The 24,724-nt window shown below is 60.1% G+C and carries 24 protein-coding genes and 2 pseudogenes; 12 read left to right on the top strand and 14 right to left on the bottom strand.

Going from position 1 to position 24,724, the window contains the following annotated elements; genetic code table 11:
* Positions 1-262 precede the first annotated feature (262 nt).
* Positions 263-1,171 carry an FAD-binding oxidoreductase gene (locus tag BFR47_RS03620; protein ID WP_217645432.1) on the bottom strand — a complete coding sequence of 303 codons (909 nt, stop codon included), beginning with the start codon at positions 1,169-1,171 and terminating at the stop codon, positions 263-265.
* A gap of 3 nt (positions 1,172-1,174) precedes the next feature.
* Positions 1,175-1,644: pseudogene (locus BFR47_RS18075) on the bottom strand (FAD-binding oxidoreductase); the annotation flags it as partial.
* Between the two features lie 257 nt (positions 1,645-1,901).
* Between BFR47_RS18075 and BFR47_RS03625 the strand changes: the two are divergent.
* The 8 genes from BFR47_RS03625 (at position 1,902) to trhA (ending at position 8,103) form a co-directional block, all read left to right on the top strand.
* Positions 1,902-2,468 carry a hypothetical protein gene (locus BFR47_RS03625; RefSeq protein WP_071471812.1) on the top strand — a complete coding sequence of 189 codons (567 nt, stop codon included), beginning with the start codon at positions 1,902-1,904 and terminating at the stop codon, positions 2,466-2,468.
* A 112-nt stretch (positions 2,469-2,580) separates the two neighbouring features.
* Positions 2,581-3,015 carry an IS1096 element passenger TnpR family protein gene (locus tag BFR47_RS03630; RefSeq protein WP_071471813.1) on the top strand — a complete coding sequence of 145 codons (435 nt, stop codon included), beginning with the start codon at positions 2,581-2,583 and terminating at the stop codon, positions 3,013-3,015.
* Between the two features lie 141 nt (positions 3,016-3,156).
* The gene (locus BFR47_RS03635) at positions 3,157-3,612 is read left to right on the top strand and encodes a DUF302 domain-containing protein (protein ID WP_071471814.1); all 456 of its coding nucleotides are present in this window, start codon (positions 3,157-3,159) and stop codon (positions 3,610-3,612) included.
* 137 nt (positions 3,613-3,749) lie between these two features.
* Positions 3,750-4,613 carry a DMT family transporter gene (locus BFR47_RS03640; protein ID WP_175514054.1) on the top strand — a complete coding sequence of 288 codons (864 nt, stop codon included), beginning with the start codon at positions 3,750-3,752 and terminating at the stop codon, positions 4,611-4,613.
* Between the two features lie 550 nt (positions 4,614-5,163).
* On the top strand, positions 5,164-5,649 hold the full coding sequence (locus tag BFR47_RS03645; RefSeq protein ID WP_071471815.1) for a hypothetical protein: 486 nt from the start codon (positions 5,164-5,166) through the stop codon (positions 5,647-5,649).
* A gap of 93 nt (positions 5,650-5,742) precedes the next feature.
* The gene (locus BFR47_RS03650) at positions 5,743-6,024 is read left to right on the top strand and encodes a hypothetical protein (RefSeq protein WP_071471816.1); all 282 of its coding nucleotides are present in this window, start codon (positions 5,743-5,745) and stop codon (positions 6,022-6,024) included.
* A gap of 164 nt (positions 6,025-6,188) precedes the next feature.
* A complete protein-coding gene (locus BFR47_RS03655) occupies positions 6,189-7,331 on the top strand; it encodes an IS4 family transposase (RefSeq protein ID WP_071471817.1) in 1,143 nt (380 codons plus the stop codon).
* Between the two features lie 115 nt (positions 7,332-7,446).
* Entirely contained in the window at positions 7,447-8,103 is a 657-nt protein-coding gene (gene trhA / locus BFR47_RS03660; RefSeq protein WP_071471818.1) for a PAQR family membrane homeostasis protein TrhA, read from the top strand.
* Between the two features lie 53 nt (positions 8,104-8,156).
* Here the strand turns inward: trhA and cobO are convergent, their stop codons facing one another.
* Together cobO and BFR47_RS03670 are read right to left on the bottom strand one after the other, a co-directional pair.
* Positions 8,157-8,780 carry a cob(I)yrinic acid a,c-diamide adenosyltransferase gene (gene cobO / locus BFR47_RS03665; RefSeq protein ID WP_071471819.1) on the bottom strand — a complete coding sequence of 208 codons (624 nt, stop codon included), beginning with the start codon at positions 8,778-8,780 and terminating at the stop codon, positions 8,157-8,159.
* A 129-nt stretch (positions 8,781-8,909) separates the two neighbouring features.
* A complete protein-coding gene (locus BFR47_RS03670; RefSeq protein WP_071471820.1) occupies positions 8,910-9,719 on the bottom strand; it encodes a CLCA_X family protein in 810 nt (269 codons plus the stop codon).
* Between the two features lie 304 nt (positions 9,720-10,023).
* Between BFR47_RS03670 and BFR47_RS03675 the strand changes: the two genes are divergently transcribed.
* Positions 10,024-11,187, top strand: a complete 1,164-nt coding sequence (locus BFR47_RS03675) for a Na/Pi symporter (protein ID WP_071471821.1) — start codon at positions 10,024-10,026, stop codon at positions 11,185-11,187.
* A gap of 57 nt (positions 11,188-11,244) precedes the next feature.
* Here BFR47_RS03675 and BFR47_RS03680 read toward each other — a convergent pair whose 3' ends face one another.
* The 4 genes from BFR47_RS03680 to BFR47_RS03695 all read right to left on the bottom strand — a co-directional run bounded on the left by BFR47_RS03680 (position 11,245) and on the right by BFR47_RS03695 (position 14,346).
* Entirely contained in the window at positions 11,245-12,120 is an 876-nt protein-coding gene (locus BFR47_RS03680) for a DMT family transporter (RefSeq protein ID WP_071471822.1), read from the bottom strand.
* A 99-nt stretch (positions 12,121-12,219) separates the two neighbouring features.
* The gene (locus BFR47_RS03685) at positions 12,220-12,927 is read right to left on the bottom strand and encodes a helix-turn-helix domain-containing protein (protein ID WP_071471823.1); all 708 of its coding nucleotides are present in this window, start codon (positions 12,925-12,927) and stop codon (positions 12,220-12,222) included.
* Positions 12,928-13,111: 184 nt separating this feature from the next.
* Positions 13,112-13,693, bottom strand: a complete 582-nt coding sequence (locus BFR47_RS03690) for a DJ-1/PfpI family protein (RefSeq protein WP_071471824.1) — start codon at positions 13,691-13,693, stop codon at positions 13,112-13,114.
* 194 nt (positions 13,694-13,887) lie between these two features.
* Complete coding sequence (locus BFR47_RS03695; protein WP_071471825.1) at positions 13,888-14,346, bottom strand: Lrp/AsnC family transcriptional regulator; 459 nt, start codon at positions 14,344-14,346, stop codon at positions 13,888-13,890.
* A gap of 152 nt (positions 14,347-14,498) precedes the next feature.
* Here BFR47_RS03695 and BFR47_RS03700 point away from each other — a divergent pair, with 152 nt between their 5' ends.
* On the top strand, positions 14,499-15,539 hold the full coding sequence (locus BFR47_RS03700) for a PLP-dependent cysteine synthase family protein (RefSeq protein ID WP_071471826.1): 1,041 nt from the start codon (positions 14,499-14,501) through the stop codon (positions 15,537-15,539).
* On the opposite strand, the gene BFR47_RS18975 is transcribed toward BFR47_RS03700, so the two are convergent.
* From BFR47_RS18975 to purE, 5 genes are all read right to left on the bottom strand, one after another.
* Entirely contained in the window at positions 15,502-16,596 is a 1,095-nt protein-coding gene (locus tag BFR47_RS18975) for an efflux RND transporter permease subunit (RefSeq protein WP_281245933.1), read from the bottom strand. The two genes, BFR47_RS03700 and BFR47_RS18975, sit on opposite strands and share 38 nt — an antisense overlap.
* Complete coding sequence (locus BFR47_RS18980; protein ID WP_281245931.1) at positions 16,494-18,587, bottom strand: efflux RND transporter permease subunit; 2,094 nt, start codon at positions 18,585-18,587, stop codon at positions 16,494-16,496. Before BFR47_RS18980 ends, BFR47_RS18975 begins: the two co-directional genes overlap by 103 nt.
* Complete coding sequence (locus tag BFR47_RS03710) at positions 18,584-19,678, bottom strand: efflux RND transporter periplasmic adaptor subunit (protein WP_071471827.1); 1,095 nt, start codon at positions 19,676-19,678, stop codon at positions 18,584-18,586. Before BFR47_RS03710 ends, BFR47_RS18980 begins: the two co-directional genes overlap by 4 nt.
* A 163-nt stretch (positions 19,679-19,841) precedes the next feature.
* A complete protein-coding gene (gene purK / locus BFR47_RS03715) occupies positions 19,842-20,909 on the bottom strand; it encodes a 5-(carboxyamino)imidazole ribonucleotide synthase (RefSeq protein ID WP_071471828.1) in 1,068 nt (355 codons plus the stop codon).
* Entirely contained in the window at positions 20,906-21,400 is a 495-nt protein-coding gene (purE, locus tag BFR47_RS03720; RefSeq protein WP_071471829.1) for a 5-(carboxyamino)imidazole ribonucleotide mutase, read from the bottom strand. Before purE ends, purK begins: the two co-directional genes overlap by 4 nt.
* A gap of 440 nt (positions 21,401-21,840) precedes the next feature.
* On the opposite strand from purE, the gene BFR47_RS03725 reads away from it, so the two are divergent.
* Together BFR47_RS03725 and BFR47_RS18080 are read left to right on the top strand one after the other, a co-directional pair.
* A complete protein-coding gene (locus BFR47_RS03725; protein WP_071471830.1) occupies positions 21,841-23,529 on the top strand; it encodes a sodium:solute symporter family protein in 1,689 nt (562 codons plus the stop codon).
* A gap of 2 nt (positions 23,530-23,531) precedes the next feature.
* Positions 23,532-23,663, top strand: a complete 132-nt coding sequence (locus tag BFR47_RS18080) for a putative transporter small subunit (protein WP_217645434.1) — start codon at positions 23,532-23,534, stop codon at positions 23,661-23,663.
* 81 nt (positions 23,664-23,744) lie between these two features.
* Here BFR47_RS18080 and BFR47_RS03730 read toward each other — a convergent pair.
* A pseudogene (locus tag BFR47_RS03730) lies at positions 23,745-24,646 on the bottom strand (sodium-dependent bicarbonate transport family permease).
* Positions 24,647-24,724: the final 78 nt, after the last annotated feature.

The following is a 24,724-nucleotide window of genomic DNA, read 5'->3' on the forward strand; positions in this document are numbered from 1 at the left end:
AGAAAAATGAATTTTTAGCTACATTAAAGAAATATATATTCAATAAATACACATAATCTCCACTCTTCACGCGGCGCCCCACAGATGGCTGTACCATTATCGGCAGCAAAACCGCCGTCTGCAGACACAACCGCCCGAGATGATTAAAAGGTCCGCAGCATGAGGCCGCGTTCTTTGCATAACTTATTGCATAATTCTATTCATAACATCGTGCTCTCAGGCACCGAGTTCCATCAGCGGTTCAACCCGGCGCCATTAAGCATCAGGGGCTGATGTTCTGATTCAGGTGAAACAGGTTTTCCGGATCGTACTGCCGTTTGAGCTGCACCAGCCGCTCGTAGTTGGGGCCGTAGGCCGCCTTTACCCGCTCACCCTCTTCCTCGGTCATGAAGTTGATATAGACACCGGCCGAAGCATAAGGGGTGGACGCCTTGAAAAATTTCCGTGCCCAGGCAATACAGGTGTCGTCCTGGGCGATCTCATCCCAGCGTGCATGCACATTGAGCACAAAGCGGGCATCCCGGTGGCCGTAGGCCATGGCGTTGGCGGCGACCCGGTTAGCGGCACCGCCGACCATACAGATAAAAATCTCGCACTGCGGGCCGGGTAGACGGTGGACAAAGTCAATCATGATATCCAGCGCTTCGTCCTTGAGCTCGGTGAAATTATGCGACTTCCAGTAATTTCTCGCACCCGGGGTCAACAGGGGATCAAACGCCTGCTGCCATTCTACATAGGGTTGTACGCCAATGTGTTCGCCATAGGCGGTACCGAAATCACGCAGCGGGGCGATCAGCCGCTCGGCGTCCTCCGTAGCACCCGCATAAAACACCGCCAGCACCGCAACTTCCTTACCGTGCACCTCTTCGGGTAAAAAGGGCAACGGCGGCGCCTTGCGCATCACTACCCAGATGTTGAGCGCTTCGGGGGCCGAATCCATGTAATCCCGATACTGCTGCAGCATCCGCTTGGCCTCGGCAATGGGAAAGACGATCAGACCGGCGGTAATCTCCGGCCCCACCGGATGCAACCGATACTCGAAGCCGGTCACAATGCCGAAGTTGCCCCCCGCCCCCCTGATGGCCCAGAACAGATCGTCGTTTTCCTGTTCACTTGCTCTTAATTGACGGCCATCGGCGGTGACCAGATCCACCGCAAGCAGATTATCCACCGTCATACCGTATTGCCGGGTCAACCAGCCGAAGCCGCCGCCCAGGGTCAGACCGGCGGTACCGGTAGTGGAGTTGATGCCCAGTGGCGTGGCCAGACCATGCTGCTGGGTGGCCTTGTCAATATCACCCAGCCGGCGCCCGGCTGCACGTAGGCAATTTTTTTGACCGCGTCCACCCGCACCTGGGTCATGTTCGACATGTCGATCATGATGCCGCCCTCACAGACCGCGTTACCGGCAATGTTATGGCCGGCGCCACGAACGGAGACTTCCAGCCCCTGCTCACGAGCAAAGTGCAGCGCCCTGGGCACATCTTCGGCCTCAGCACATTGCACGATAATCGCCGGGTGCCGGTCTATGGTGGCATTCCATATCTGGCGCAGCTCGTTATAGCTGGCATCGTCGGGCAGCACAACGCTGCCTGTTACCGCCTCTTTCAGGGCGGTAACGGTATTCTGGGAAAAGGTTGTCATGGCGTGGTCCTCGGAACGGGTCCTTGGATTGCAGACTGAACAATAAAAAACCGGTCAACGGCAACTGCCGCCAACCCGGTACCTGGCGGCATCACGGCCGTCACGATGGAATCTGACTCCATTAAAGTCTAGCACCGCCGCTGCCGCTGCCCGGCCAATTGACGACCGATCTCCCTCCTGCTATGCCTAAAATACTGTGGAGAAAGAGCATTCATCGTCCCGATGGCTGCCGGCAGTATCCCAGTAAGGAGTAAACCATGAAGTACCTGGTTCCTCTTCCTCGTGTTGCGCTGGGCCTGATGCTTGGCGCTAGCTGCAGCATTAGCCTGGCCGCCACCCCGGAAGAAAAAATTGCCAGCGCCATGAGCGCCGCCCCGCCCTCCATCAGTGCCACCGCCACCATCCTCGACTGGCCAGCCGAGATGGCCGACGAAATGGCGGAGCTGCGCCAGGGCGACAACGGCTGGAGCTGCCTGCCGGATATGCCGGCCACCCCCGGCAACGATCCCATGTGTCTGGACGCGGTCTGGATGGATTGGGCCCACGCCTGGATGAACAAGCTGCCGCATACCAACAAGGGCATGGGCTTCGGTTACATGCTGCAGGGCGGTACTCCCGAGAGCAATACCGACCCTTACGCCACCGAGCCCGCCGCCGGCAACGAGTGGATTAGCGAACCGTTGCCACACCTGATGATACTGGTGCCCGATGCCGCCATGCTCGAAGGGCTGCCCACCGATCACACCAATGGTGGCCCCTGGGTGATGTGGAAAGATACGCCCTATGTGCATATCATGGCACCCATGCCGGCTTATCAGCCCTAGGCGTACGCCCGGTAACAACAGCCCCACCGCCGGCAACCGTGGGGCTTTTTTCAAGCCACCCGATTTCGGTCAACCATTTCGGATCACCATTTCGGACAACCATGAGGCCACCATGATCATCACCTTGTCTATCCAGCTCGTCGCGGGTATGTATGCAGAAGAAGCATGGGCCTGCGAACTGGAAATAGAAGACACCATGTCGTTGCATGACCTGCATGATGCCATTCAGCAGGCGGTCGGTTTCGACAACGATCACATGTATTCGTTTTTTATCTCCCGCAAGGAAACCGGCTCGGAGCGCATCCATTTTGACGGCGAAGAATACTCGCTGGATGCCGACATCGCGTCCTTGTTCCCCCTGCCCAAAGGCAAGAAACTGTTCTACTGGTTTGATTTTGGTGACGACTGGATCTTCCAGGTGTCCAAATCCCGCAAGAAACCCGGAGCAGCCCAGCCGGGCCGCCAGTATCCCTGGGTGGCCTCCGAAACCGGCAGCAAGCCGGAGCAGTACAAGGGCTACGATCCGGAGGCCGAAGACGAGTGGTAACCCGGGCGCTGTCGAACGGCAGCCGCTATTCCGGCACCCTATGCAGCAAATGCATCAAATGCATCAAATGCATCAAACACGCCACCTTACAACTGATCGGCCATGGCGCCATCATCTCGACAAACAGCATGAGGTATTGAAATGAAGAAAATTTTATCGCTTGGTCTGTTAACGCTTTTCATTTCATACACGGCAAGTGCAGAGGAAAGCCTGATCAGATTGCAAAGCCCATACACGGCTCAAGCAACCGCCGACCGCTTTGAAACCATTGCCAAAGAGAAGGGTTTGAACGTGTTTGCGAGAATCAATCATCAGCAGAATGCGGCCGGTGTAGACATGGAGCTGCGCCCGACCGAGGTGATTATTTTTGGCAACCCGAAAGTGGGCACACCCTTAATGCAATGTGCCCAGGAGGTCGGCATTGATCTGCCGCAGAAGGTGTTAATCATGGAAGATGAAAATAAACAGGTCTGGCTGTCGTACAACAACCCGGAATATTTGAAAAACCGGCACAACATCGAAGGTTGCGATGCGGTGCTAACCAAGATAGCCGGCGTATTGAACACCTTGTCTGCGGCGGCCGTTGCAGGGCAGTAATCGCCTGGCGAATGGTTCAACAGAGCGTCAACCGTCCGACATCTCCGGGCTGGTTGATTTTTTATGTATAGGATGGCCATTACAGATGAAATGGCCATTTTTTACTCGTCAACGAGGCGTTACATTTACGATGCTCCATGTTTAAAACAATATCACTGACCGTACTGGCACTGTTGGCTTTTGCCGGAAACTCTGTTCTGTGTCGCCTGGCACTGAATGATGATGTCATCGATGCGGCCAGCTTTACGTCTATCAGGCTATTCTCCGGCGTTGTATTCCTGTTGTTTCTGGTCACCATCAGCACCCGAAAAAAAATGAACCTGAACAGCGGAAGCTGGACCTCCGCCTTCTTCCTGTTTTTATACGCCATCGCATTTTCATATGCATACATCAGCCTGGACACCGGAACCGGCGCCTTGATATTGTTTGGCTCGGTTCAGGCAACGATGATCATTTATGGCCTGTTGAAAGGAAACCGACTCATTCTGGTTGAATGGGCGGGGTTGCTGGTCGCCTTGTCGGGGCTCTTTGTGCTGCTGATGCCAGGGGCGTCCGCACCTTCGCTGACCGGCTTCGCACTGATGGCGATTTCGGGCATAGCCTGGGGGTTTTACACCCTGGCTGGCAAGGGTTCCAACACCCCGCTTGTTGACACAACCAACAACTTTCTGAGAACCCTTCCCTTTATCGCCCTGGTGACGCTTGCCACGCTCGATGATGTTCAGATATCCAATAAAGGCATGGTGTTGGCCATCTTGTCCGGGGCGGTCGCCTCCGGATTAGGCTATGCAATCTGGTACTCCGCACTCGCACGGTTAACGGTGACCCAGGCCGCCACCTTTCAATTATCGGTGCCGATCATTGCCGCATTCGGCGGCGTTTTATTTGCACATGAGGCGATCACCTTCAAATTGACCATTTCCTCGATACTGGTACTGGGTGGCGTCCTGGTCGTGACCCTTGGCAAACAACATGCCGAAAAATATACCAAACGGATATAACCACACGCGAACCAGCAACGGTACCCAACTGCTCGATGCTGCTCGGCGCATGACATCCGGCCGCCAAGGATGGCGGCAATACCGACATAACAGGGAGCACTTTTCAGCCATGCCAGATACAGGTCGGCGGAGCAGCCCCTTTGTGCCTGCTCCGCGACGTCGCCTGTTACTGCGCTCCTGGGTTTTTCTTGAAGCTTATCGCTTATCCTGCCCTCTATTAACTTCCATTCTGCAACCCGCCCTGATTATAATGAGAAAGCTTCATATGAGTTTATCCGAGATGGCAGTGATATGGACTCAAGAACGGGCACAAGGAAAGGTCCGTTCGCCTGCAAGAGCCGGCGCTAGCTGCCGATCCGACCATACGCCGTCGAGTGAACAGATACCCCGCACCGGACGCAGAGCATTCGAACATACGCATATTGATCGCCGCACAGCCAAACACAAATATCTGAACGCTATTTTAAATCAGTAAATTAATAAAAAAACAATAGGTACGATGAGTAAATACGCGCATGCTTAGTATTAAAAATAATGTTGGAAGTGCATATTGAAGACTCTGGATAAATGGGCAGAGCGTATATACGCGGAAACTGATGTGGGCCGCAGCATCGCGACGTCCGCTGCCGGTGTTGTGGGTCTGTCAGCTTATCTTGTGTCATCAGATTGGGTTATTGCTGTGTTTTCGGCAGTCATTGCATTTCCGCTAGTTCGATTGGTCGCTACCGGAGTCCATGCGCGAACGGTAAGGCGAGCGCAGGGCCGAATGGAGTTGGAAGAAGCAGAGCGTATCTATGGCCGCTTGAGCGAGGACGAGAAAACCGTAGTACAGGCATTTGTTCAAGCAGGCGGCTCGGTTCTTACTTGGGGGCAAGTAAATCAGCTTGACCTACCGGGAGCCGGTATAGAGTCCCTCGTCCAGCGAGAGGTGGTTTGGACCTCGGTGACAGCAGACGGCATGCGAGAAACATTTGCCCTAGATTCAGCTGTATTTGACGTTGGGCAAAAGCGAGTAGCGGATGAGAGTAACCTCTAACGATCACAGCCACGGCTACTACATTACGGCTTCGCCTCCATTCCGCAGCCACGCGTGCGTTGCGTTAAATCATAAAAGGAAAGGAAAATAAACATGGATAACAAACAGGAATTTATAGCCCATCTTCAAGCCTCATTCAGAGAATATTTCACCAAGGAGAAACAAACGCCGACAGAGCGTGCCCAGGCGAAAAGTTATATCAATGGCCTGATGGTGGCCGGCAGGATGTTTGGCGTCAGCTTCGAGGAACTACAGCAGATCATGACTCAGGAGCAAAGCCGGAGTGTCACCAACACAATAAAAAACGACTGGGGTAATATAGACCCGCTGGAGATCCCGACTATTTTTCGAAATGCAGCACAACCCCCGCAATAAGCCTAAGCCAGTGAGACAGTGAGACGGTTCCTTATATAAAAACCAGCGCAGCATCCGGGTCTCGCCCCGCTCACCCTTAGCCATCCCCTTATATGAGCTAGAGCTGGCACGGCCCGGCGGGTAAACTACTCGCCTTTGAACCAAACTCGGCAACGTCACCAATCATGATCACCAGCGCTTCCATTTCAGAATACCTGCAAGACATCTTCGGCCAGGATATGCATGCCAAGCGCGTGCTTTCATTGGCCAATGCCACCTTGGGGGTAATTGAATCCAGCTCGCTGGCCATTCATGCCATTGGTAACGGCCTGGCTCAGGCCAATGGTCTTGAGCGTAAATACGCCATCAAGCAAGTCGACCGTTTGCTGAGCAACATCAAGCTCAACATCTGGTCACTGTTCGACGACTGGGTACCCTACGTGGTGGCCGAACGCAAGGAAATCGTGGTCTCCATGGACTGGACCGAGTTCGATGCCGACGACCATAGCAGCATCGTGCTGAGCATGCAGACCAGTCATGGACGCAACACGCCGCTGCTGTGGAAGACGCACCAAAAATCCTTGCTGAAAGGCAAGCGCAATGACCATGAAGACGAGCTGTTGTGGAAACTGAAAAACAGTCTGCCGACCGATGTACGCGTGACCGTGGTGGCCGACCGGGGTTTTGGCAACACCGGTCTGTTTGCCCTGCTGGAAGACGAGTTGGGATTCGACTATCTCATTCGTTTTAAAGACAATATTCTGCTCTGCCCGGTGGGTAAAGACCTCAAACCGGCGAAGACATGGCTGACGCCCAGTGGTCGTACCCACACCTTGAAAGACGTGGAGCTGACCAACCAGAGACAGCCCGTCGCCCGGGTCTTTTGCTGCAAGAAAGCGGACATGAAAGAGGCTTGGTTTCTGGCCAGCAACCGGCGTAACCTGAGTGCCGCCGACGCCCTTAAGTTGTACGGCAAGCGTTGGGGGATCGAGAGCAGCTTTCGGGACATCAAGGACTACAAGTTCGGCATGGGTATGGCTGACACCCATGTCAGTTCAACCAAGCGTCGCGACCGTCTGTTCCTGTTCAGCGCCCTGGCCATCGTGCTGCTGACTTTGCTCGGCAAGGCCGGTGACGCCGCCGGACTGGAGAAGACGATAAAAGCCAATACCAGTAAAACCCGTACCTACTCCTTCTTCCGACAAGGGGGCATCTATTATCAGATGCTGCCGAAGATGAAAGAGGAAAACGCCATCAAACTGTTGGAAAAATTTTCCTACTATCTGTCACAGCACAAATTATACAAGCGCATCTTCGGCATTATCTGAGCAATAAAAATGAGGGGATCTCTGAGCCGCTCACCAACACATCTCGCCAGACCCGGCCTCCCTTGCCTTCGGCTGATCCCTGACGTTCAATAAAAACAGTACGGGAGGCACCATCATGCACAACAGGGTATCCGGCCACGTTCGTGAACAGTCACGCGGTGAAGAGCTCGCCAACAGCATCAGCCACGGGGTGGCGCTGGTCGCCATGCTGGTCGGCACGCCGTTACTCATCATGCATGCGGTTCGGAGCGGGTCGGCCGGGTTCGTGGTCGGCACCGGTGTCTTTGCCGCCACCGCCATCCTGCTTTACCTCTCCTCCACCCTGTATCATGCCCTGGCACCCGGCCAGACCAAGCAACGCTTTCGGACCATAGAGCATTCCGCTATCTTCCTGCTCATCGCGGGCACCTACACGCCGTTCGCGCTGGGTGCGTTGCAGGGCGCCTGGAGCTGGACCCTGTTCGGCCTGATCTGGAGTCTTGCGGCGGTGGGCGTCACGCTGAAAGTATTCAACAGCCTGTCTCACCCCTTTCTTTCCACCGGCCTCTATCTGTTGATGGGCTGGCTTGTTGTGATTGCGGTGGATCCCCTGCTGGAACACGTACCCACGGCGGGCCTGCTGTGGTTGCTGGCCGGTGGCTTGTCTTACACCCTCGGTGTGGTGTTCTTTGTCACCGACTCCAGATTGCGGTACGGACACCTGCTCTGGCATGTGTTTGTGATGGGCGGCACCGGCTGCCACTATTTCGCCATTCTCTGGTACGCCGCCTGACCCTTCCATTGACCGGATTCTGGCGTTGCCGCCCTCGCTTGCGGTCCCTAGCCTCAGTAATCAAATCCCGGCTGGGCTTTTACCCCGGCATCGAAGGCGTGTTTCACCGACTGCACTTCGCTCACGGTATCGGCCAGCTCGATGATGGAACGGTGGCAGCCACGGCCGGTGATGATCACATGCTGGTGTGGCGGGCGGTTTTTCAACGCGGTCAGCACCCGGTCCAGATCCAGGTAGTGGTAGGCCACCATATAAGTGAGTTCGTCCAGCAGCACCAGATCGATGCTCGGGTCGGCCAGCATTTTCTCCGCCGGCAGCCAGGTCTGCTCGCAGGCGGCCATGTCCTGCTCGCGGTTCTGGGTTTCCCAGGTAAAGCCGGTGTTCATCACCACGAAGGGCACGCCCACCTGCTGCAGCAGGTTGCGTTCGCCACATTCCCAGCCCCCCTTGATGAACTGCACCACCGCCGCGCGTTTGCCGTGGCCCACGGCCCGTGCCACGGTGCCGAAGCCGGCGGTGCTCTTGCCCTTGCCGTTACCGGTGATCACCATCAGCACGCCACGCTCGTCACTGGCCGCGGCCACCTTGGCGTCGACCGCCTCTTTCAGCTTCTGCTGTCGCTGCTGGTGACGCTCGGCCTTTACCTGATCACGGTGGTTGTCGTTTGTGTCGCTCATGGGAGCTCCTTGTTGCATGCAGTGTTGCCAAAAACGGAATGATGAGTGTATCGGCCCATGCTGGTCATGGGCCGGGTACTAACGAGTCTGGTGCGGCACCATAGCACAGCAGGCAAAGGTTGTAAGCGGCTAGCCACGCCGCTGCAGGGCGGCGCCCAGGGTGCGAAAGTAACGGCCGAAGGCGGCGTTGATCCGCTCGCGTTGCTCGCCCCGAGGATAAAGCCCCAGCTCGGCCTCTTTGGTGGCCCTGGTGCCCTTGACCAGAAAGCCGTTCTTGATGGCGGCGTCCTGCACAAAGGCCTCGAAGGCCCGGGCGCAAAGTTCTTCCGGCTGGCTGTAATAAAAGGTGTTCAGGCGCCGGTCGGTCGCCGCCGAGGCCTTGAACAGAGGGCTGGGCTCACCACCGTCGGCATCCAGCAAGATGGTGTGAAAGCAGTCGAACAGCAGATCGTTGAGCGGGTGGTCCAGAGTGGCCGCGTCATTCAGCCAGGCCCGGGAGGCAAAGGCGCCGCGAGCGGCCCCGGCTATCGCCTTGTCGGCCATGTAGTGATCGAAGGCGTGAAACCACTCGTGGGCGATGCTGCCGGGGCCGGCATTCTTGGCCAGCGAAAAGCAGCGAGTGGCGGGATTGTAATGGGCAGACACCCCGGGCCGGCCGCCGATGCCGTATTGTAACGAGAGAGTGCCCCGCAGGGAGACGAGCGGCTCGGGTCCCTGCAGGATCAGCATCAAATCGCACAGGGCGTCGAAAAACAGGCCCGCCGCCCGCTCCCGCTCGGGCCGGGTGACCCAGCGTCCTATCTCGATGCTGCGAAAATCGAAGCGCCGACGAACATGAACAAAGTCTATCTGCTCGCCGGCGGCGTGATCGGGCCCGTTACGATAGAAGCGGGCATGAAACTCGCCGTCATTCGCTTCCTTCCCCGCCTCTTTCGCCATGGTCACTCCCCGCCTGATCCCGTTCCGGCCCCTAGCTTACCCGAGGGGGCCGGCATGGTGAAACCGTTCGGCAGTCGCCTGACAAGCAGGTACTACGGCCACAATGAAGCAGGAATTCCGTCTGCACAATGCGCGATGAAAAAGAATAAAACGCTACCATATTGCAATTTTATGACCCGAACGCATCCCCCACAGCAATACAACCGACCAAACTGACATCCTACTGTCACAAAACTGCCCCACTGTAATAAAAGTGTCATCTAGGCTCGGCATAGTGGCGCCAACTTTGAGATGAGGATGCATGATGAGCCTTCAATCCACCGCCCTTCCCGGTTCGGCCAATGAAAGTAACGTCCAGTCCAACTGGCTGTCCTGGCTGCTGGTATCATTCCTGATTTATGTGCTGCTGGCCGCAGTGGGCGCCATCGGCTCCGGCTTCAAGGCCGCCGCCGGCAGCGATGCCAAGGAGCTGTTTGCCTTTGCCTCCAACCCGGGTATCGCGCTGATCGTCGGGGTGGTCGCCACCGCGCTGATCCAGAGTTCCAGCACCGTGACTTCCATCATCGTCGGCATGGTCGCCGGTGGCCTGCCCATCGCCATCGCCATTCCCATGATCATGGGCGCCAACATCGGCACCTCGCTCACCAGCACCCTGGTCAGCCTGGGCCATATCCGCAATGGCAAGGAGTTCAAGCGGGCCTTTTCCGCCGCCACCGTGCATGACAGCTTCAACATCCTGGCCGTGGCCATACTGCTGCCGCTGGAGCTGTTGTTCCGTCCCCTGGCCACCGCCTCCGAGTATCTTGCCGGCCTGCTGGTCAGCGACGCCAGCGTCAGCATGAGCGGCATGAACTTCATGAAAGTGCTGCTGTCGCCTGCCGCCGACATCCTGAAGGCCAGCGTGGCCTGGCTGCCCGGTGTCTGGTCCGGTGTGGCGCTGATCCTGATTGGCATCGGCCTCATCCTGATGGTGGTCACCCAGATCGGCAAGGTGTTGCGCACCCTGATGGTCGGTCGCGCCATGAACATACTGCATACCGCCGTGGGTCGCGGCCCCGCCTCGGGCATGGCCTCCGGCACCCTGATCACCGTGCTGGTACAGTCATCCTCCACCACCACCTCGCTGATCGTGCCCCTGGCCGGCACCGGCGTGTTCAGCCTGAAGCAGGTTTACCCCTTCATTCTGGGCAGCAACATCGGCACCACCATCACCGCACTGCTGGCGGCCACCGCCATCAGCGGCGCCTCGGCCACGGTGGCCCTGCAAATCGCCCTGGTGCACCTGCTGTTCAACCTGCTGGCCATCGCCGTCATCTATGTGCTGCCGTTCCTGCGTCAGATTCCGGTGGTCATGGCCGAGACCCTGGCCATCCAGGCCCAGCGCAACAAGGGCTATGTGGTGGCCTATATCGGTGGAGTCTTCTTTGCCCTGCCGCTGATCGTGGTAGGCATCAGCCGCCTGTTCTAAGACCTTAGTCCCGCCGGTGGCCCTTGCCTGATTGCAAGGGCCACCGCTTCAGTCATATCACCCGGATACACTCCCCTCCTTCAATGCCGCCGGCAATCGCGGCTTGAGATTGGCCACCCCGGCCCCCAGCATGATCAGCACCAGTGCCACAACCGTGGCCAGCCGCCATTCATTGATGCCCGCCAGCACCAGCACCACAGACGACAACAAGGGCGTGGCGAAGCTGAGAGAGGCCAGCAGTGCCCGGTTGCCCTGTTTCAGGCCCCGATCCCACAGGTAGAAGGCGCCACCCACCGGCCCCAGCCCCAGCAGCAGGGCCCCCAGCCCTTCCGGAATCGAAAACGACCAGTGCCCCTGCTCTGTGGTCAGATGCACCAGCAACGACAGCAGAGCCACCACCAGTGACACCCAGCCGATGTCCTCCGCCTGGCCTTGAGACCGGGACAGATACCAGGAATACCCGGCCCAGATCAGCGCACAACACAGCGACAGCCCGTAGCCAACCAGCACATCTCCGGCCAGCCCGGCATCACCCGAAGGGGCCATCAGTACCGCTACCCCGCCGAAGCCGAGCAGGCCGCCCAGTGCGGCAAGATGACGCCGCCCGCGACCGGCCACCAGCAAGCTGAGCAGCAGCGGCCACAGATAGACTATCAGGCTCACCTCCAGCGCCGGCGCCCACTGCAGGGCGGTAAAGTAGCACCAGTGAAAGCCGAACAGACCGACGATGCCCACCAGCCACTGGCCCGGGCTCAACGCAGGCGGGCTCAACAGTGGTCGGCGATGAACGAGTCGTCCCGCAAACATCAGCAGTGCCGAGACACTGAAACAGATAAAAAGCAGCTGAAAAGCCGGTATGGTGGTGGTCAGTGCACCCAGCAGTGCCAGCAGGCTCCACAGGCTGATTGCCATTATTCCTTGCAGTGTGGCCATGATTCTTTCCTCTACAGACATGTATGGCTGCAGAGTATAAGGGGAGATAGCCCAGCCGACTGTGCCCAGAAGCCGGCAGACTTGTCCGGGCAGATGCTTTTAGCGCAGCCGCCGGGGTGGCAGCCCGAAGTGGGCACGAAAGCGGCGGCTGAAGGCCGAGGCATTCTGAAACCCGACCCGTTCGGCGATGATAGTGATGGGAATATCGGTAAAGGCCAGCAGTGACCGGGCCTTTTCCATACGCAGCTGTTGCAGATACTGGCCCGTGCTCATGCCCAGCTGCTGTTTGAACAGGGCCTTGTACTGGCTGACGCTCAGGAAGCTGACCGCCGCCAGCTCGCTCAGGCTGGGAGTACGAGACAGATCCTGCTTGAGGTGCTGTACCGCCCGCTGCAAACGCGGATCCAGCCGGGGTTGCCAGTCCTGCGCCTCCAGCAGTTGATAGAACAGCCGACCCATGTCCCGGGCCAGCTCCGGATTGCTCTGCTGCTGCAACTGGGTCTCTACAAACTCGCTGTAGCGCTGCAGGCCCGCAGGCAGGGCCACGAAGGGGGTATCAAGCTGTTGCATGGCGGCGGGCAGCGTCGGCAGATCCACCACCAGAAACCGCGCCTGCTGCTCGGCGGCAAAGCTGTGCCGCTCTCCCGCCGGGATCACCACGCACCGGGACGGCCCGACCCGGCCACGCTGACCGGCCAGCTCGATATCAATGCTGCCCTGTAACGGCAGCACCAGCTGGGCATAGGCGTGACGATGGGCGCTCACGGAGAGGGTGTAGGAACGGATGGAAAAACTGAGTTCGGGCACAGTTGCCAAGCGGGTCACTTCTTGGAAAGATGAATATCGGCCCGGTCAGACTAAAGCGAACCATGGGTTTTGCCAACCCTTAACAGCCGTCTTGCTGGCGGGATCTGAAGGCACCCGCTCGAACTGGCGGGGGGAGATGGCCCTCTAATTCACCTCCCACCGGGTACGGTGGGAGGCAACAACATCAGAGGGTAATTCGGGTTCCCAATAGCTGCAGGAAGGCTGCCAGCCAGGCCGGGTGCGCGGGCCAGGCCGGTGCCGTGACCAGATGGCCATCAACATGAGCCTCATCTACCTGAATCTCTTTCCACTCGCCACCGGCCTGCGCCACCTCGGGGCCCGTCGCCGGGTAGGCGGAGCAGCACCTGCCCTTGAGCACGCCGGCGGCGGCCAGCAACTGGGGACCATGGCAGACGGCGGCGATGGGTTTGGCCGCATCGTCGAAATGGCGCACCATCTCCAGCACCCTGGGGTTGAGGCGCAGGTATTCCGGCGAACGCCCGCCCGGTACCAGCAGGGCATCGTATTCCGCTTCGTTTATCTCGTCGAAGCTGGCATTCAGGGTAAAGTTGTGGCCGGGTTTTTCGCTGTAGGTCTGGTCGCCCTCGAAGTCGTGCACAGCAGTGCGCACCTGCTCACCGGCCTTTTTATCGGGGCAAACCGCATGCACCTGGTGGCCAACCATCAAGAGCGCCTGAAACGGCACCATGACCTCGTAGTCTTCCACGTAATCGCCCACCAGCATCAGAATTTTTTTCGCACCCATGTTTCCGTCTCCCTCAGGTAAAAAGCTTCCTAAAGATAGCAGAGGGTGGCGACAACAGGATGACCAAAAAATGACACCCGCATGACCTTGCCGAATCGTGAAGGGTACTGCCATGAACACCATGGCCGCCGGGGCCCGGCGGGCAGACGAGCCGTCGCTGAACCCAGCTCCGCGACGCGGCCTCCCATGATGACCTACTTGCCCAGAGGCAAGGCCGTGGTGTATTTGATCTGCTCCATGGCGAAACTGGAAGTGATGTCGGACAGACCTTCGGTGCTGGTGATCAGCTTCTTGTAGAAGCGGTCGAAGGCCGTGATGTCCGCCACCACCACCCGCAGCATGTAATCCCACTCGCCGGACATGCGATAGAACTCCACCACCTCGTCGAAGGCGGTGACGGTCTCGGCAAACTGCGCCAACCAGCGGCTGTCGTGGCGCTGGGTCTTGAGCTGCACGAACACCGACAGCCCCAGATCCAGTTTGTCCGCATCCAGCAATGCCACCCGGCCGCGAATGTAGCCGGCCTCTTCCAGCTTTTTCACCCGCTTCCAGCACGGGGTCACAGACAGGCTGACCGCCTCGGCCAGATCTTTCAGCGCCATGGTCGCATCCTGCTGCAACAGCATCAGGATCTGCCTGTCGAAAATATCCATTCGCTTAACCCAAGGAAAGTAGAAAATATTTCTAAAAAATAACATCAGTACAGGAAATACAGAAAAAATTTTCCCGTGTATCGGGGATATAATTTTCCCATGACAGAACCGCCCGGTTCTTTCCTGCTACCTTCATCACGGATACCCCGACCATGAACCACTGGACCCGCACCGCCCTCAAGACCCTGTCCAGCGATCAGCTGCGCACCTCTGATACTCACCTTTACCGGCTCGACGTTCCCGGTCTCGACGGCATCGATATCTATCTGAAGGACGAAAGCACCCACCCCACCGGCAGCCTCAAGCACCGACTGGCGCGATCGCTGTTTCTGCACGCCATCTGCAGTGGCAAAATAAGAGAGGGCACCCATGTGGTGGAGGCCTCGTCGGGCAGCACTGCGGTGTCCGAAGCCTATTTCGCCAAGCTGCTGGGCCTGCCCTTTACCGCCGTGATGCCGCGTCACACCACCTGCAAGAAGGTCGAGCAGGTGGTGCGTCTGGGCGGACGCTGTCATTTTGTGGATCACGCCGCCGAGGTCTATTCCGAGGCGGAGCGACTGGCGCGGGAAAACGGCGGTCATTACATGGATCAGTTTACCTTTGCCGAGCGGGCCACCGACTGGCGCGGCAACAACAACATTGCCGAAAGCATCTTCCGCCAACTGGCCGAAGAGCCCCACCCCGTTCCCGACGCCATCGTGATGAGCGCCGGCACCGGGGGCACCTCCGCTACCCTAGGCCGTTATATCCGCTATCTGGGACTTGACACCCGGCTGGTGGTGGTCGATCCGGAAAACTCGGTGTTTTACGACAGCTACCAGAGCGGCGATGCCAGTCTGGTGAGCCAGGCCGGGGGCCGCATCGAGGGCATCGGCCGCCCGCGGGTGGAAGCGTCTTTTCTGCCCGAGGTCATCGACGAGATGATCAAGGTGCCGGACGCCGCCAGCATCGCCACCCTGCACTGGCTGGAGCAGATCCTGGGCCGCAAGGCCGGCGGTTCCACCGGCACCAACCTGTGGGGCGTGCTGCAGCTGGCCAAACGCATGCAGGAAAACGGCGAGCGCGGCTCCCTGGTTACCCTGATGTGCGACGGCGGCGAGCGCTACCTCGATACCTACTACAACCCGGAATGGGTCGCGCAACACATCGGCGATATCAGCCCCTATCGCAATCAGCTGGCGGTGTTTGGCTGAGGCGTGCAGCGCGTCTCGCCCCCAGTACCAGCATGCAGGGGGTGAGTAGCAGGGTCAGCAGGGTGGCGAAGGCCAGGCCGCCGGCGATGGCGCTGGACAACTGGGTCCACCACTGGGTGGAAGGTGCCCCCAGGCCCAGGCTCGGTGCCAGCAGATCCACGTTCACCCCCAGCACCATGGGCATCAGCCCCAGCACGGTGGTAATGGCGGTCAGCAGCACCGGGCGCAGGCGCAGGCAGCCGGTTTCCAGCGCCGCCTCGGTCGGGCTCATGCCCTCGGCGCGCAGCTGATTGAAGGTGTCAATCAGTACGATGTTGTTGTTCACCACGATGCCCGCCAGGGCGATGATGCCCATGCCCACCATGACGATGCCGAACGACTGGCCATTCAGCAGCAACCCCATCAGCACACCGGCGGTGGAAAACACAATGGCCGACAGCACCAGCGCGGTCTGATACAGGCTGTTGAACTGGGTCACCAGGATCAACGTCATCAAAAAAATGGCCACCCCGAAGGCGTTGAGCAGAAACTGCCCCGCCTCGCGTTGATCCGCGTCTTCTCCGGCCACCACCAGACCAACGCCGTCGGGCAAGGTGTTCACTTGCTCGCTCAGGGCATTCAGCCGCTCGTCCAGCCGAAAGCCCTCGGCAATGTCGGCCTTGATGGTGATGGTGCGCCGGCCGTCCACCCGATGCAGGGTGCCGATTTTCGGCGCCGGGGTCAGGGTCACGAAATGGCTCAGCGGCACCTGGCCACGGGCGGTGCTGAGGGTCAGCCGAGACAGCTGATCGAACGAGCGAAAACCGGCCGGCAGCCGCACCCGAATGTCTACCTCGTCGCTGGCATCCTCGGGCCGGTACGTCGCCAGTTTCAGACCATTGGTCACCAGCTGCACCGCGTTACCCACGCTCAGCACATCGGCCCCCAGCCGGGCGGCGGCTTCACGGTTCACACTCAGCCGCCATTCGATGCCGGGCAGGCTGCGGTCGTCCTCGATGTCGATAAAGCCCCCCAGCGCTTCCATCGCCGCACGCAGGGTATCGGTGGCCGCCGCCAGGCGGCGCTCGTCGCTGCCATTGATTTGCAGTTCCACCGGTTTGCCGCGCCCGGCCCCATCTGTTGCTGTCTGAACTCCAGCACCACGCCGGGAATATCCCCGGTCAGCGCCAGCATGGTGTCCTTGATGGCGCTGGCCGGCCGACGCAGATACCAGTCGGTAAACTGAAACTGCAGCACCCCGATCACATCGGTGCCCATCTGGTTGTCGGGCATGGCAAAACTGCGGGCATACAACGCCTTGACCTCGCTCAGACCCTGCAGGCGCCCTTCTACCTCGCGCAAGATGGCGTCTTTTTCATGCACCGACAAATCGCCCCGGGCACGCACCTGCAACTGGGCGCTATCCGGCTCGATGGACGGAAAGAACTCCACCCCGAGATTGAAGCGGGCGTAACCGGCATAGATAAGCCCGATCAGCACCAGGGTGCCGACCAGGGTCAGACCGGGCCGCTGCAGCAACCGGCTCAGCAGGCTCCGGTATTGATTGAGCCCCGGCACCGTAACCGGCACCCGATGGCGGGTTCTGCGCCGGCTGAGGCCGCCCATGGTGGGCAAAAAAATCAACGCCATGGCCAGTGAGGCCAGCAAGCAGATGATGACGGTGGCGGGCAGGTATTTCATGAATTCCCCCACCACCCCGGGCCAGAACAGCAGCGGCACAAACACCGCCAGGGTGGTGGCGGTGGAGGCGATCACCGGCCAGCTCATGCGATGGGCGGCGTTGAGCCAGGCCTGCCGGGGCGACTGCCCCTCATGCAGGTGTCGGTCGGCCAGCTCCGACACCACGATGGCGCCATCCACCAGCATGCCCGCCACCAGGATCAGCGAGAACAGCACGATGATGTTCATGGTAAAACCGATGGCCCAGATGATCAGAATACCGGCAAGAAAGGCACCGGGGATGGTCAGTCCCACCATGATGGCCGAGCGTGCGCCCATGGTGGCGAGGATCAGGATCAATACCAGCACCACGGCGGTGAGCACGTTGTTGAGCAGGTCGGAGAGCATGTCTTCTATCTGGACTGACTGATCCATGATGTAGTTGATTTCCACCCCCGGCGGCAGCAGCGGCTCGGCTTCTGCCAGCAGGGTCTTGACCCGGGCGATGGTGTTGATGATGTTGGCGCCGGCGCGTTTGCTGACTTCCAGCACCAGCCCCGGCTCGCCGTTGATGCGGGCAAAACCGGTCGGATCCTTGAAGGTGCGCCGCAGGGTGGCGACATCGCCGAAGGTAACGACCTGATCGCCGCTTACCTTGATGGGCAGGCCCAGCACGTCGTCCAGATCCTCGATGACCCCGGGCACCTTGATCGCCAGCCGGCCGGCGCCGGTATCCAGGCTGCCGGCGGCCACCAGCCGGTTATTGCGTGACACCAGGTTGAACAACTGGGTGTAATCGATGCCGTAGCCGTCCAGCACCTGGGGGTCGACCAGAATTTCCAGCAGATCTTCCCGATCACCGCCGATGTCCACCTCCAGCACCTCGGGAATGCCTTCAATCTCGTCTTTCAGTCGCCGGGCCGTCATCACCAGCTCGGCCTCCGTCAGGGGGCCGGACAGGGCCACCGACAATACCGGAAACAGCGCCACGTTGATTTCGTTTACCACCGGCTCATCGGCCTCCTGCGGCAGCTTGCTGCGCGCCGAGTCGACCTTTTCCCGCACATCCTGCAGCGCCTGTTTGGGATCGAAGCCGGCATCGAACTCCAGCATCACCGATGCATAACCCTCGCTGGCGGTGGAGGTCATTTTCTTCACCCCTTCAAGGGTGCGCAGCTCCTGCTCCATCGGCCGTACCAGCAGCCGCTCGCCATCTTCCGGGCTGATGCCTTCCAGCCGCATGGACACATACATCATGGGGATGGTGACGTCCGGGTTGGCTTCCTTGGGAATGTCCTGATAGGCACCCACACCGCCGAGCAGCAGAAACAGAAAGGCCATCAGGGTGGCGCGGCTGCGATACACCGCCGCGGCGATCAGCGCCCTCATCGCACCGGCTCCGCGTCACGGACCCTGACGGTGTTGCCCTCGATCACAAAACCCGCCCCCCGGGTGATGATCCGCACCGGCTGCGGCAGACCCCCGATCCAGGCCTCGTCGGGGGTGATGCTGAGCAGCGTCACCGGCACCCGTTGCATTCGGTTCTGCTCGTCCACGATATGCACGCCCGGTCGGCCGTTATCGTCCAGCGCCAGCAGCGCCGGCGACAACCGATGGGCGGGCCGCGCCGGCAGGGCGATACGCAGCCCGGCACTGGCCCCCGCCACCCGCCAGCCCCGCGGATTATCCAGCCGGGCTTCCAGCGCGAAACTGCGGGTGGCGGCATCGGCGGACTGGGCGACAAACACCAGCTCTCCTTGCAGTTCACGGCCATCCAGCAGCTCCGCCGTCACCGGCAATCCGGGAGCGAGGCCGGCCACCTGCTGCTGAGGCACGGCGGCGGTGAGCTTGAGGGTAGACACATCCACCAGGGTCAGCAATGCGTCACCGGTCTGCACAAAGTGCCCCCGCTCCACCGGCAGGGCGTCGATGCTGCCGGCAAAGGGCGCCTCGATGCGGGTATGACTCAGCGCCAGCCGGGCCTCGGCCAGTTCCGCCTGCGCCATGGCGGCCGCCGACTGCAAGGCCAGATAATTGGTTTCGGCGATCATCTGCTTGCGCCACAGCCGGGCGGCGGCGGTCACTTCGGCCTGACGCAACCGGTGTTCGGCCTCGGCCTGCGCCAGCTTGACCGTACGACCATCGTCGCTCAGGGTGAGCAGCCTGTCGCCCTCACTGACCCGTTGTCCGAGCCTGGGCAGCTCGATGAGGGTGCCGCCGGCCCGGGCCCGCAATATCAGGGAACGGAGGGGCAACAGTTGCCCCTGCAACATCACGCCGGGCTGGTAGGGTTCGGCATCGAGGGTCATCACTTCGACATGATATGCCTCGGCGGCCGGCACCGGCTCTGCCGCCGGCGCGTCCACCCGTGCCTGATAAAGCTCCCCCCGCCACAGCCAGAACAGCAGCACCACAACCAGTAATATCCAGCCCAGCCCCTTGTGCCGGACCAGCCATTGGGTGAAAGCCTCCGCTGCCATCGGCGATACTTCCTATCGAATAGAGTAGATATTCAGCATAACAAGTTCGGCGAAAACGAAACAGAATATCAATGTGAGGCGAGAGGCAATGCAGGGCTCGTCAGTTGAAGCGGTGACGGCAACACAACTAATAAAAAGCCCCGCCGAAGCGGGGCTTGAAGGCTCAGTCGAGCTGGCTGCGCAACCAGTTCAGTACCTGAACGTAGTTGACCGGCAGCAGGGGTTGCAGCTGGTCGAGGGCGGCCTTGGTGTCCGCATGACTGTCGAGGCAGAAGTTGATGTGCCCTACCTTGCGGCCGGGACGTACGTCCTTGCCGTACCAGTACAGCTCGGCACCGGGTACCGACAGCCAGGCATCGTTGCGCTCGGTGCCCACCAGGTTCACCATCACGCTGGTGTTTTTAACGGTAGGCTGCACCAGGGGCAGCTTGGCCACGGCACGCAGATGGGCCTCGAACTGACTAATGTTGGCACCGGCCTGGGTCCAGTGACCGCTGTTATGCACCCGCGGCGCCAGCTCGTTGATCAGCAGGTGATCCCCGACCCGGAAACATTCCATCGCCATCACGCCCACGTAATCGAGGTCGTTCATCAGGGTACCCAGCATCCGCTCGGCTTCCGCCTGCAGGTGCGCCAGCCGCGCCAATGGCGCCGCCGAACCCAGCAAAATGCCGTTCACATGCAGGTTCAGGGTCAGCGGGTAGAAAAAGCACTGACCGTCGGCACCCCGCATGCCCACCACCGACATTTCTTCATCGAAGTCGATGGCCTGCTCGGCGATGGCCTGCTCGTGCCAGTCGTCGGGTATGGCGTCCAGGCCCGGCTCGCGCAACCAGTGCTGACCGCGACCGTCGTAGCCGCCGGTGCGGCGCTTGAGCAGCACCCGCTCGCCCAGTTGCTGATGCAGTTGCTCGGCGCTGGTGTCGGTTTCAACCAGTTGCCAGGGCGCGGTGGCCAGCCCCAGCTTGTCGATCAGCGACTTCTGGGTAAAGCGGTCGGCCAGAATGGGGAAGGTCTCGAGGTTGACGAACGCCGGGTGCGCGGCCAGCTGACGGGTGGCGGCGGTGTCCGGCCACTGTTCCCGCTCGGCGGTCACCTGCTCGTGGGGCTGCAGCGGAAAGGTCTCTTCCGACTCGATGTCTACCGGGCACACCTCAAGATCCAGCGGCATGCCGGCATGTTTCAGCATCTGGCCCAGTTGGCCGGCGCCCAGTACCCAGATTCGGCTCATGCTTCCTCCCGCGGGTCCGGATTGTCCAGCACGGTCTCGGTCTGCGCCTGGCGGAAGGCTTCCAGCCGCTCGGCCAGGGCCGGATCGTTGTTGGCCAGGATCTGGCATGCCATCAGGCCCGCATTGAAGGCGCCGGCCTCACCGATGGCCAGGGTACCCACGGCAATACCCTTGGGCATCTGCACGATGGACAGCAGGCTGTCCATGCCGTTCAGGGCACGGCTCTGTACCGGCACGCCCAGCACCGGCAACCGGGTCTTGGCCGCCACCATGCCCGGCAGGTGGGCGGCACCGCCGGCACCGGCGATGATGACTTCAAAACCGCGCGCCACGGCCTGTTCGCCAAACTCCATCAGTCGGTCCGGGGTGCGGTGCGCCGACACCACTTCCACTTCATAGGCGACCTGCAGTTTATCCATGATGTCCGCGGCACCCTGCATGGTGGGCCAATCACTCTTGGAACCCATGATGACGGCAACTTTTGCTTGCATGACTACTCCTGTTCAACAACGTTTCAGAGACGTTTCAACAACGTTCAGCATATGGGTGGATCTGGGGGTGCGCGGATTATAACGAAACGGCGGTTTGGCGGCTAGTCGGCAAACCCCCGGGGGTGGACATTACCCGAGTCTGGGGCTAAGGTATTGTCCCCGCAAAATCGGAAGGATTGTACACAAAGGAGGCATTCGCCATATGTTCGGCACCATTGAATCTTTACCCTAGCTCACGGCCCAGTGCCGTCGACCGCACATTACCAGGCTATCGCCAACGTCTCTAAATCACAGTCTTTATTTATTGCCGATCCGTTTTCTACGGGATCTCCGCGTCCGTTGCCGCTAGCCAGGTCGTCTTAACCTGCGTCAGCTCAGGTGCCGTTCATCCGGTCGCCTTTGCCTGCGCGTATGCCCGTTTCACTCGCATGAACAGGGAGATGAACTTGGAACTCTATCAATTTTCCAGCACCACTGTGTTGCTGTTGCTGGCCGCCTTCTATGGCGGTACCTATCTGATCACCACCTTTATCAAGAAAGAACAGGAAGACACCGACGCCTTCATGGTGTCCAACCAGAGCGTCGGCTTCGGCATGGGGGCGGCCAGCATGACCGCCACCTGGATCTGGGCCGCATCCTTCTACGCCGCCGCCACCTCGGGCTATACCTACGGGGTATCCGGCCCTCTGCATTACGGTCTGTGGGGCGCGCTGATGATACTGTTCATCTATCCCTTCGGCCGCCGTTTCCGGGCGCTGGCGCCCAAGGCCCATACCCTGGGTGAAATCATTCACGCCCGCCACGGCTCTTCCAGCCAGCTGATCCTGGCGCTGTCCAACCTGCTGGGCAGCATCATCAGCCTGATGGTGAACTTCACCGCCGCCGGTGCCCTGGTGTCGGTGCTGTCGCCGCTGTCGTTCCAGACCGGGGTCATCATCGCCGGTGCAGGGGTGCTCAGCTATACGCTCTGGTCCGGTTTTCGCGCCTCGGTGCTGACCGACTTCGCCCAGCTGATCGCGCTGATGGCCATTGCCGTGGTGATCATCCCGGCGGTGCTGTTCGCCATGGGTGGCCCGGCCGAAGTCATGAACGGCTTCGACAACCTGACCGCCGAGCAGGCCAACCTGTTCTCGACCGACGCCATTCTGCACCAGGGAGCACCCTACTTCGTGGCCGTGCTGGCCTATGCCATCGGCAATCAGACCATTTCCCAGCGCCTGTTCGCGGTGAACGAGCAACACATCAAACCCACTTTTATCACCGCCACCCTGGGCTATGGCGCCATCGTCATCGGTCTGGGCATGATCGGCCTGATGGCCCTGACTACCGGGGTAGAGCCGCTCAACGGCGACATGAACAACCTGATCCCGCAGATGGTGTCCGCCTATCTGCCACCGGTATTCATCGCCCTGTTCTTCATTCTGGTGATCGGCTCCCTGTCGTCCACCGCCGACTCGGATTTGTCGGCGCTGTCGGCCATCATGATGGCCGACGTCTACGGCAAGAACATCGCCAAAGGCAAGGCCTGTCCCAAGCGCATGCTGTTCATCGGCCGGATGACCATGATAGTGGCCACCATGGTGGGCATCGTGTTCGCCAGCTTCTCGCTCGATATTCTGGTGATGCTGGTGTTTGTAGGCGCGCTGTGGGGCGCCATCGTGTTCCCGGTGATCGCCAGCTGCTTCTGGAACCGGGTTACCAACCGCGCCTTCACCAGCTCGGTGCTGGCCGCCCTGCTCATGTTCTGCGTGGCCCGCTTCGAGCTGGTGCCCATGACCGGTGTTATCGCCGTGCTGTTCGAGCTGCTGGCCAGCATTGGCGGCGGCGTGGTGATCGGGCTGATGGCATTCGGTTTTCTGGGCAAGCACGCCGGTTTTGTGGCGGGCATACTGGCCGCTCTGGCGTTGATGTTCTTTGCCACCGGCTTTCTGCGTGAATACACGGTACTGCTGTCATCCCTGGTCGCCTACGGTGTCAGCACCCTGGTGTGCGTGGTGGTCAGCCTGCTTGACCGGGAGCAGTTCGACTTCGATCTCATCAAACAGCGGGTTGGTCACTACGACCAGGGGCTCGGCGCCGAAACCGCGCCGGCGTCGCTCAATTCCGCTCATCTTGCCAAGGAGTCCTGATAATGAACGATTTGATCCTGGGAGCCTATATCCTGATCTGGCCCGCCCTCACCCTGTGGATACTGGTAGTCATTTGCAAGGCGGTACTCAAGGATGTACGCGAGGCCAAAAAAGAAAATCGTGAGCTGGTGTAATACCACTGACGACGGTTGTAACGACAGTGGTAACGACCATTGCAACGACAAAGGCGGACCTCGGGTCCGCCTTTTTCATGGTCAGTAAAAGCTCTGCAACCAGCGGGCATAGAGCGGAATGCCCACCAGCACGTTGAAGGGAAAGGTCACCGCCAGCGACGCCAGCATGGCCAGCCCGATGTCTGCCTTGTCGATGGCGGCGCCAATGGCCGCCGGCGCCGCTATGTAAGAGGCACTGGCCACCAGCGCCACCAGAATGAGCGCCGTGCCTTGCGGCAACCCCAACAGCAGGGCCATCAGGGTACCCAGCCCGGCCAGCACCAGGGCGCCAGCAGTGCAAACAGCATCACCGGCCAGCGCCGCCAGGGCACCGGACACAGCGCCTTGGCGGCACAGAGTCCCATCTCCAGCAAAAACAGCGCCAGCAGTCCCTTGAAGGCACCGATGAACAAATCACTCACCGGCGCCGCCTGCTGGGGCCCGTAGAAGTAACCAATCAGCACGCCGCCGGTAAGCAGCACCACGCCCCGACTGGTCAGCGCCTCGTGCCAGACGCTACCATGACCGGCCTGCACGCCCTGCCCCGACAGCCGCTTGTACAGAGAAATGGCGACGATGATGGCGGGCAGCTCCAGCAACACCAGGTACAGGGTGGTCTCGGGCGCAATGTCCAGGCTCAGGCTCTGGGCGTAGGCCAGCGCCACCGCAAAGGTACCGGCGCTGACCGAGCCATAATGTGCCGCCAGACTGGCGCTGTTGGCCTGATCGAGGCGCAGCAGCCGGCGAGCCACCGGATAACACAGCAGCGGGATCAGTACCCCCAGCGCCGCCACCGCCAGCAGCTCCGGCACCAGCCCCCAGTGCAGGTTGCCGTGCAGTGCCAGCCCGCCCTTGAAACCGATGGTCAGCATCAACAGTATGCTCAGGGTGTCATAGGCCGCCTTGGGCACCTTAAGATCCGAACGGGCCAGCCCCGCCACCACACCCAGCGCAAAAAAACGCCACCACTATATCTGGCATGAATTCCTCTCTTGTCATGATGTTGTCACTGTGGTCAACCG

It is taken from the genome of Oceanisphaera psychrotolerans (assembly GCF_001870485.1).
Lineage (GTDB): Bacteria > Pseudomonadota > Gammaproteobacteria > Enterobacterales > Aeromonadaceae > Oceanimonas > Oceanimonas psychrotolerans.

Excerpts from the sequence above, each read along its gene's own strand:
- BFR47_RS03625 (WP_071471812.1), top strand. The coding sequence starts at position 1,902 with ATGAAGTACCTGGTTCCTCTTCCTCGTGTTGCGCTGGGCCTGATGCTT.
- BFR47_RS03630 (WP_071471813.1), top strand. The coding sequence starts at position 2,581 with ATGATCATCACCTTGTCTATCCAGCTCGTCGCGGGTATGTATGCAGAA.
- BFR47_RS03635 (WP_071471814.1), top strand. The coding sequence starts at position 3,157 with ATGAAGAAAATTTTATCGCTTGGTCTGTTAACGCTTTTCATTTCATAC.
- BFR47_RS03640 (WP_175514054.1), top strand. The coding sequence starts at position 3,750 with ATGTTTAAAACAATATCACTGACCGTACTGGCACTGTTGGCTTTTGCC.
- BFR47_RS03650 (WP_071471816.1), top strand. The coding sequence starts at position 5,743 with ATGGATAACAAACAGGAATTTATAGCCCATCTTCAAGCCTCATTCAGA.
- BFR47_RS03655 (WP_071471817.1), top strand. The coding sequence starts at position 6,189 with ATGATCACCAGCGCTTCCATTTCAGAATACCTGCAAGACATCTTCGGC.
- trhA (WP_071471818.1), top strand. The coding sequence starts at position 7,447 with ATGCACAACAGGGTATCCGGCCACGTTCGTGAACAGTCACGCGGTGAA.
- cobO (WP_071471819.1), bottom strand. The coding sequence starts at position 8,780 with ATGAGCGACACAAACGACAACCACCGTGATCAGGTAAAGGCCGAGCGT.
- BFR47_RS03670 (WP_071471820.1), bottom strand. The coding sequence starts at position 9,719 with ATGGCGAAAGAGGCGGGGAAGGAAGCGAATGACGGCGAGTTTCATGCC.
- BFR47_RS03675 (WP_071471821.1), top strand. The coding sequence starts at position 10,024 with ATGAGCCTTCAATCCACCGCCCTTCCCGGTTCGGCCAATGAAAGTAAC.
- BFR47_RS03680 (WP_071471822.1), bottom strand. The coding sequence starts at position 12,120 with ATGGCCACACTGCAAGGAATAATGGCAATCAGCCTGTGGAGCCTGCTG.
- BFR47_RS03690 (WP_071471824.1), bottom strand. The coding sequence starts at position 13,693 with ATGGGTGCGAAAAAAATTCTGATGCTGGTGGGCGATTACGTGGAAGAC.
- BFR47_RS03695 (WP_071471825.1), bottom strand. The coding sequence starts at position 14,346 with ATGGATATTTTCGACAGGCAGATCCTGATGCTGTTGCAGCAGGATGCG.
- BFR47_RS03700 (WP_071471826.1), top strand. The coding sequence starts at position 14,499 with ATGAACCACTGGACCCGCACCGCCCTCAAGACCCTGTCCAGCGATCAG.
- BFR47_RS18980 (WP_281245931.1), bottom strand. The coding sequence starts at position 18,587 with ATGAGGGCGCTGATCGCCGCGGCGGTGTATCGCAGCCGCGCCACCCTG.
- BFR47_RS03710 (WP_071471827.1), bottom strand. The coding sequence starts at position 19,678 with ATGGCAGCGGAGGCTTTCACCCAATGGCTGGTCCGGCACAAGGGGCTG.
- purK (WP_071471828.1), bottom strand. The coding sequence starts at position 20,909 with ATGAGCCGAATCTGGGTACTGGGCGCCGGCCAACTGGGCCAGATGCTG.
- purE (WP_071471829.1), bottom strand. The coding sequence starts at position 21,400 with ATGCAAGCAAAAGTTGCCGTCATCATGGGTTCCAAGAGTGATTGGCCC.
- BFR47_RS03725 (WP_071471830.1), top strand. The coding sequence starts at position 21,841 with ATGAACTTGGAACTCTATCAATTTTCCAGCACCACTGTGTTGCTGTTG.
- BFR47_RS18080 (WP_217645434.1), top strand. The coding sequence starts at position 23,532 with ATGAACGATTTGATCCTGGGAGCCTATATCCTGATCTGGCCCGCCCTC.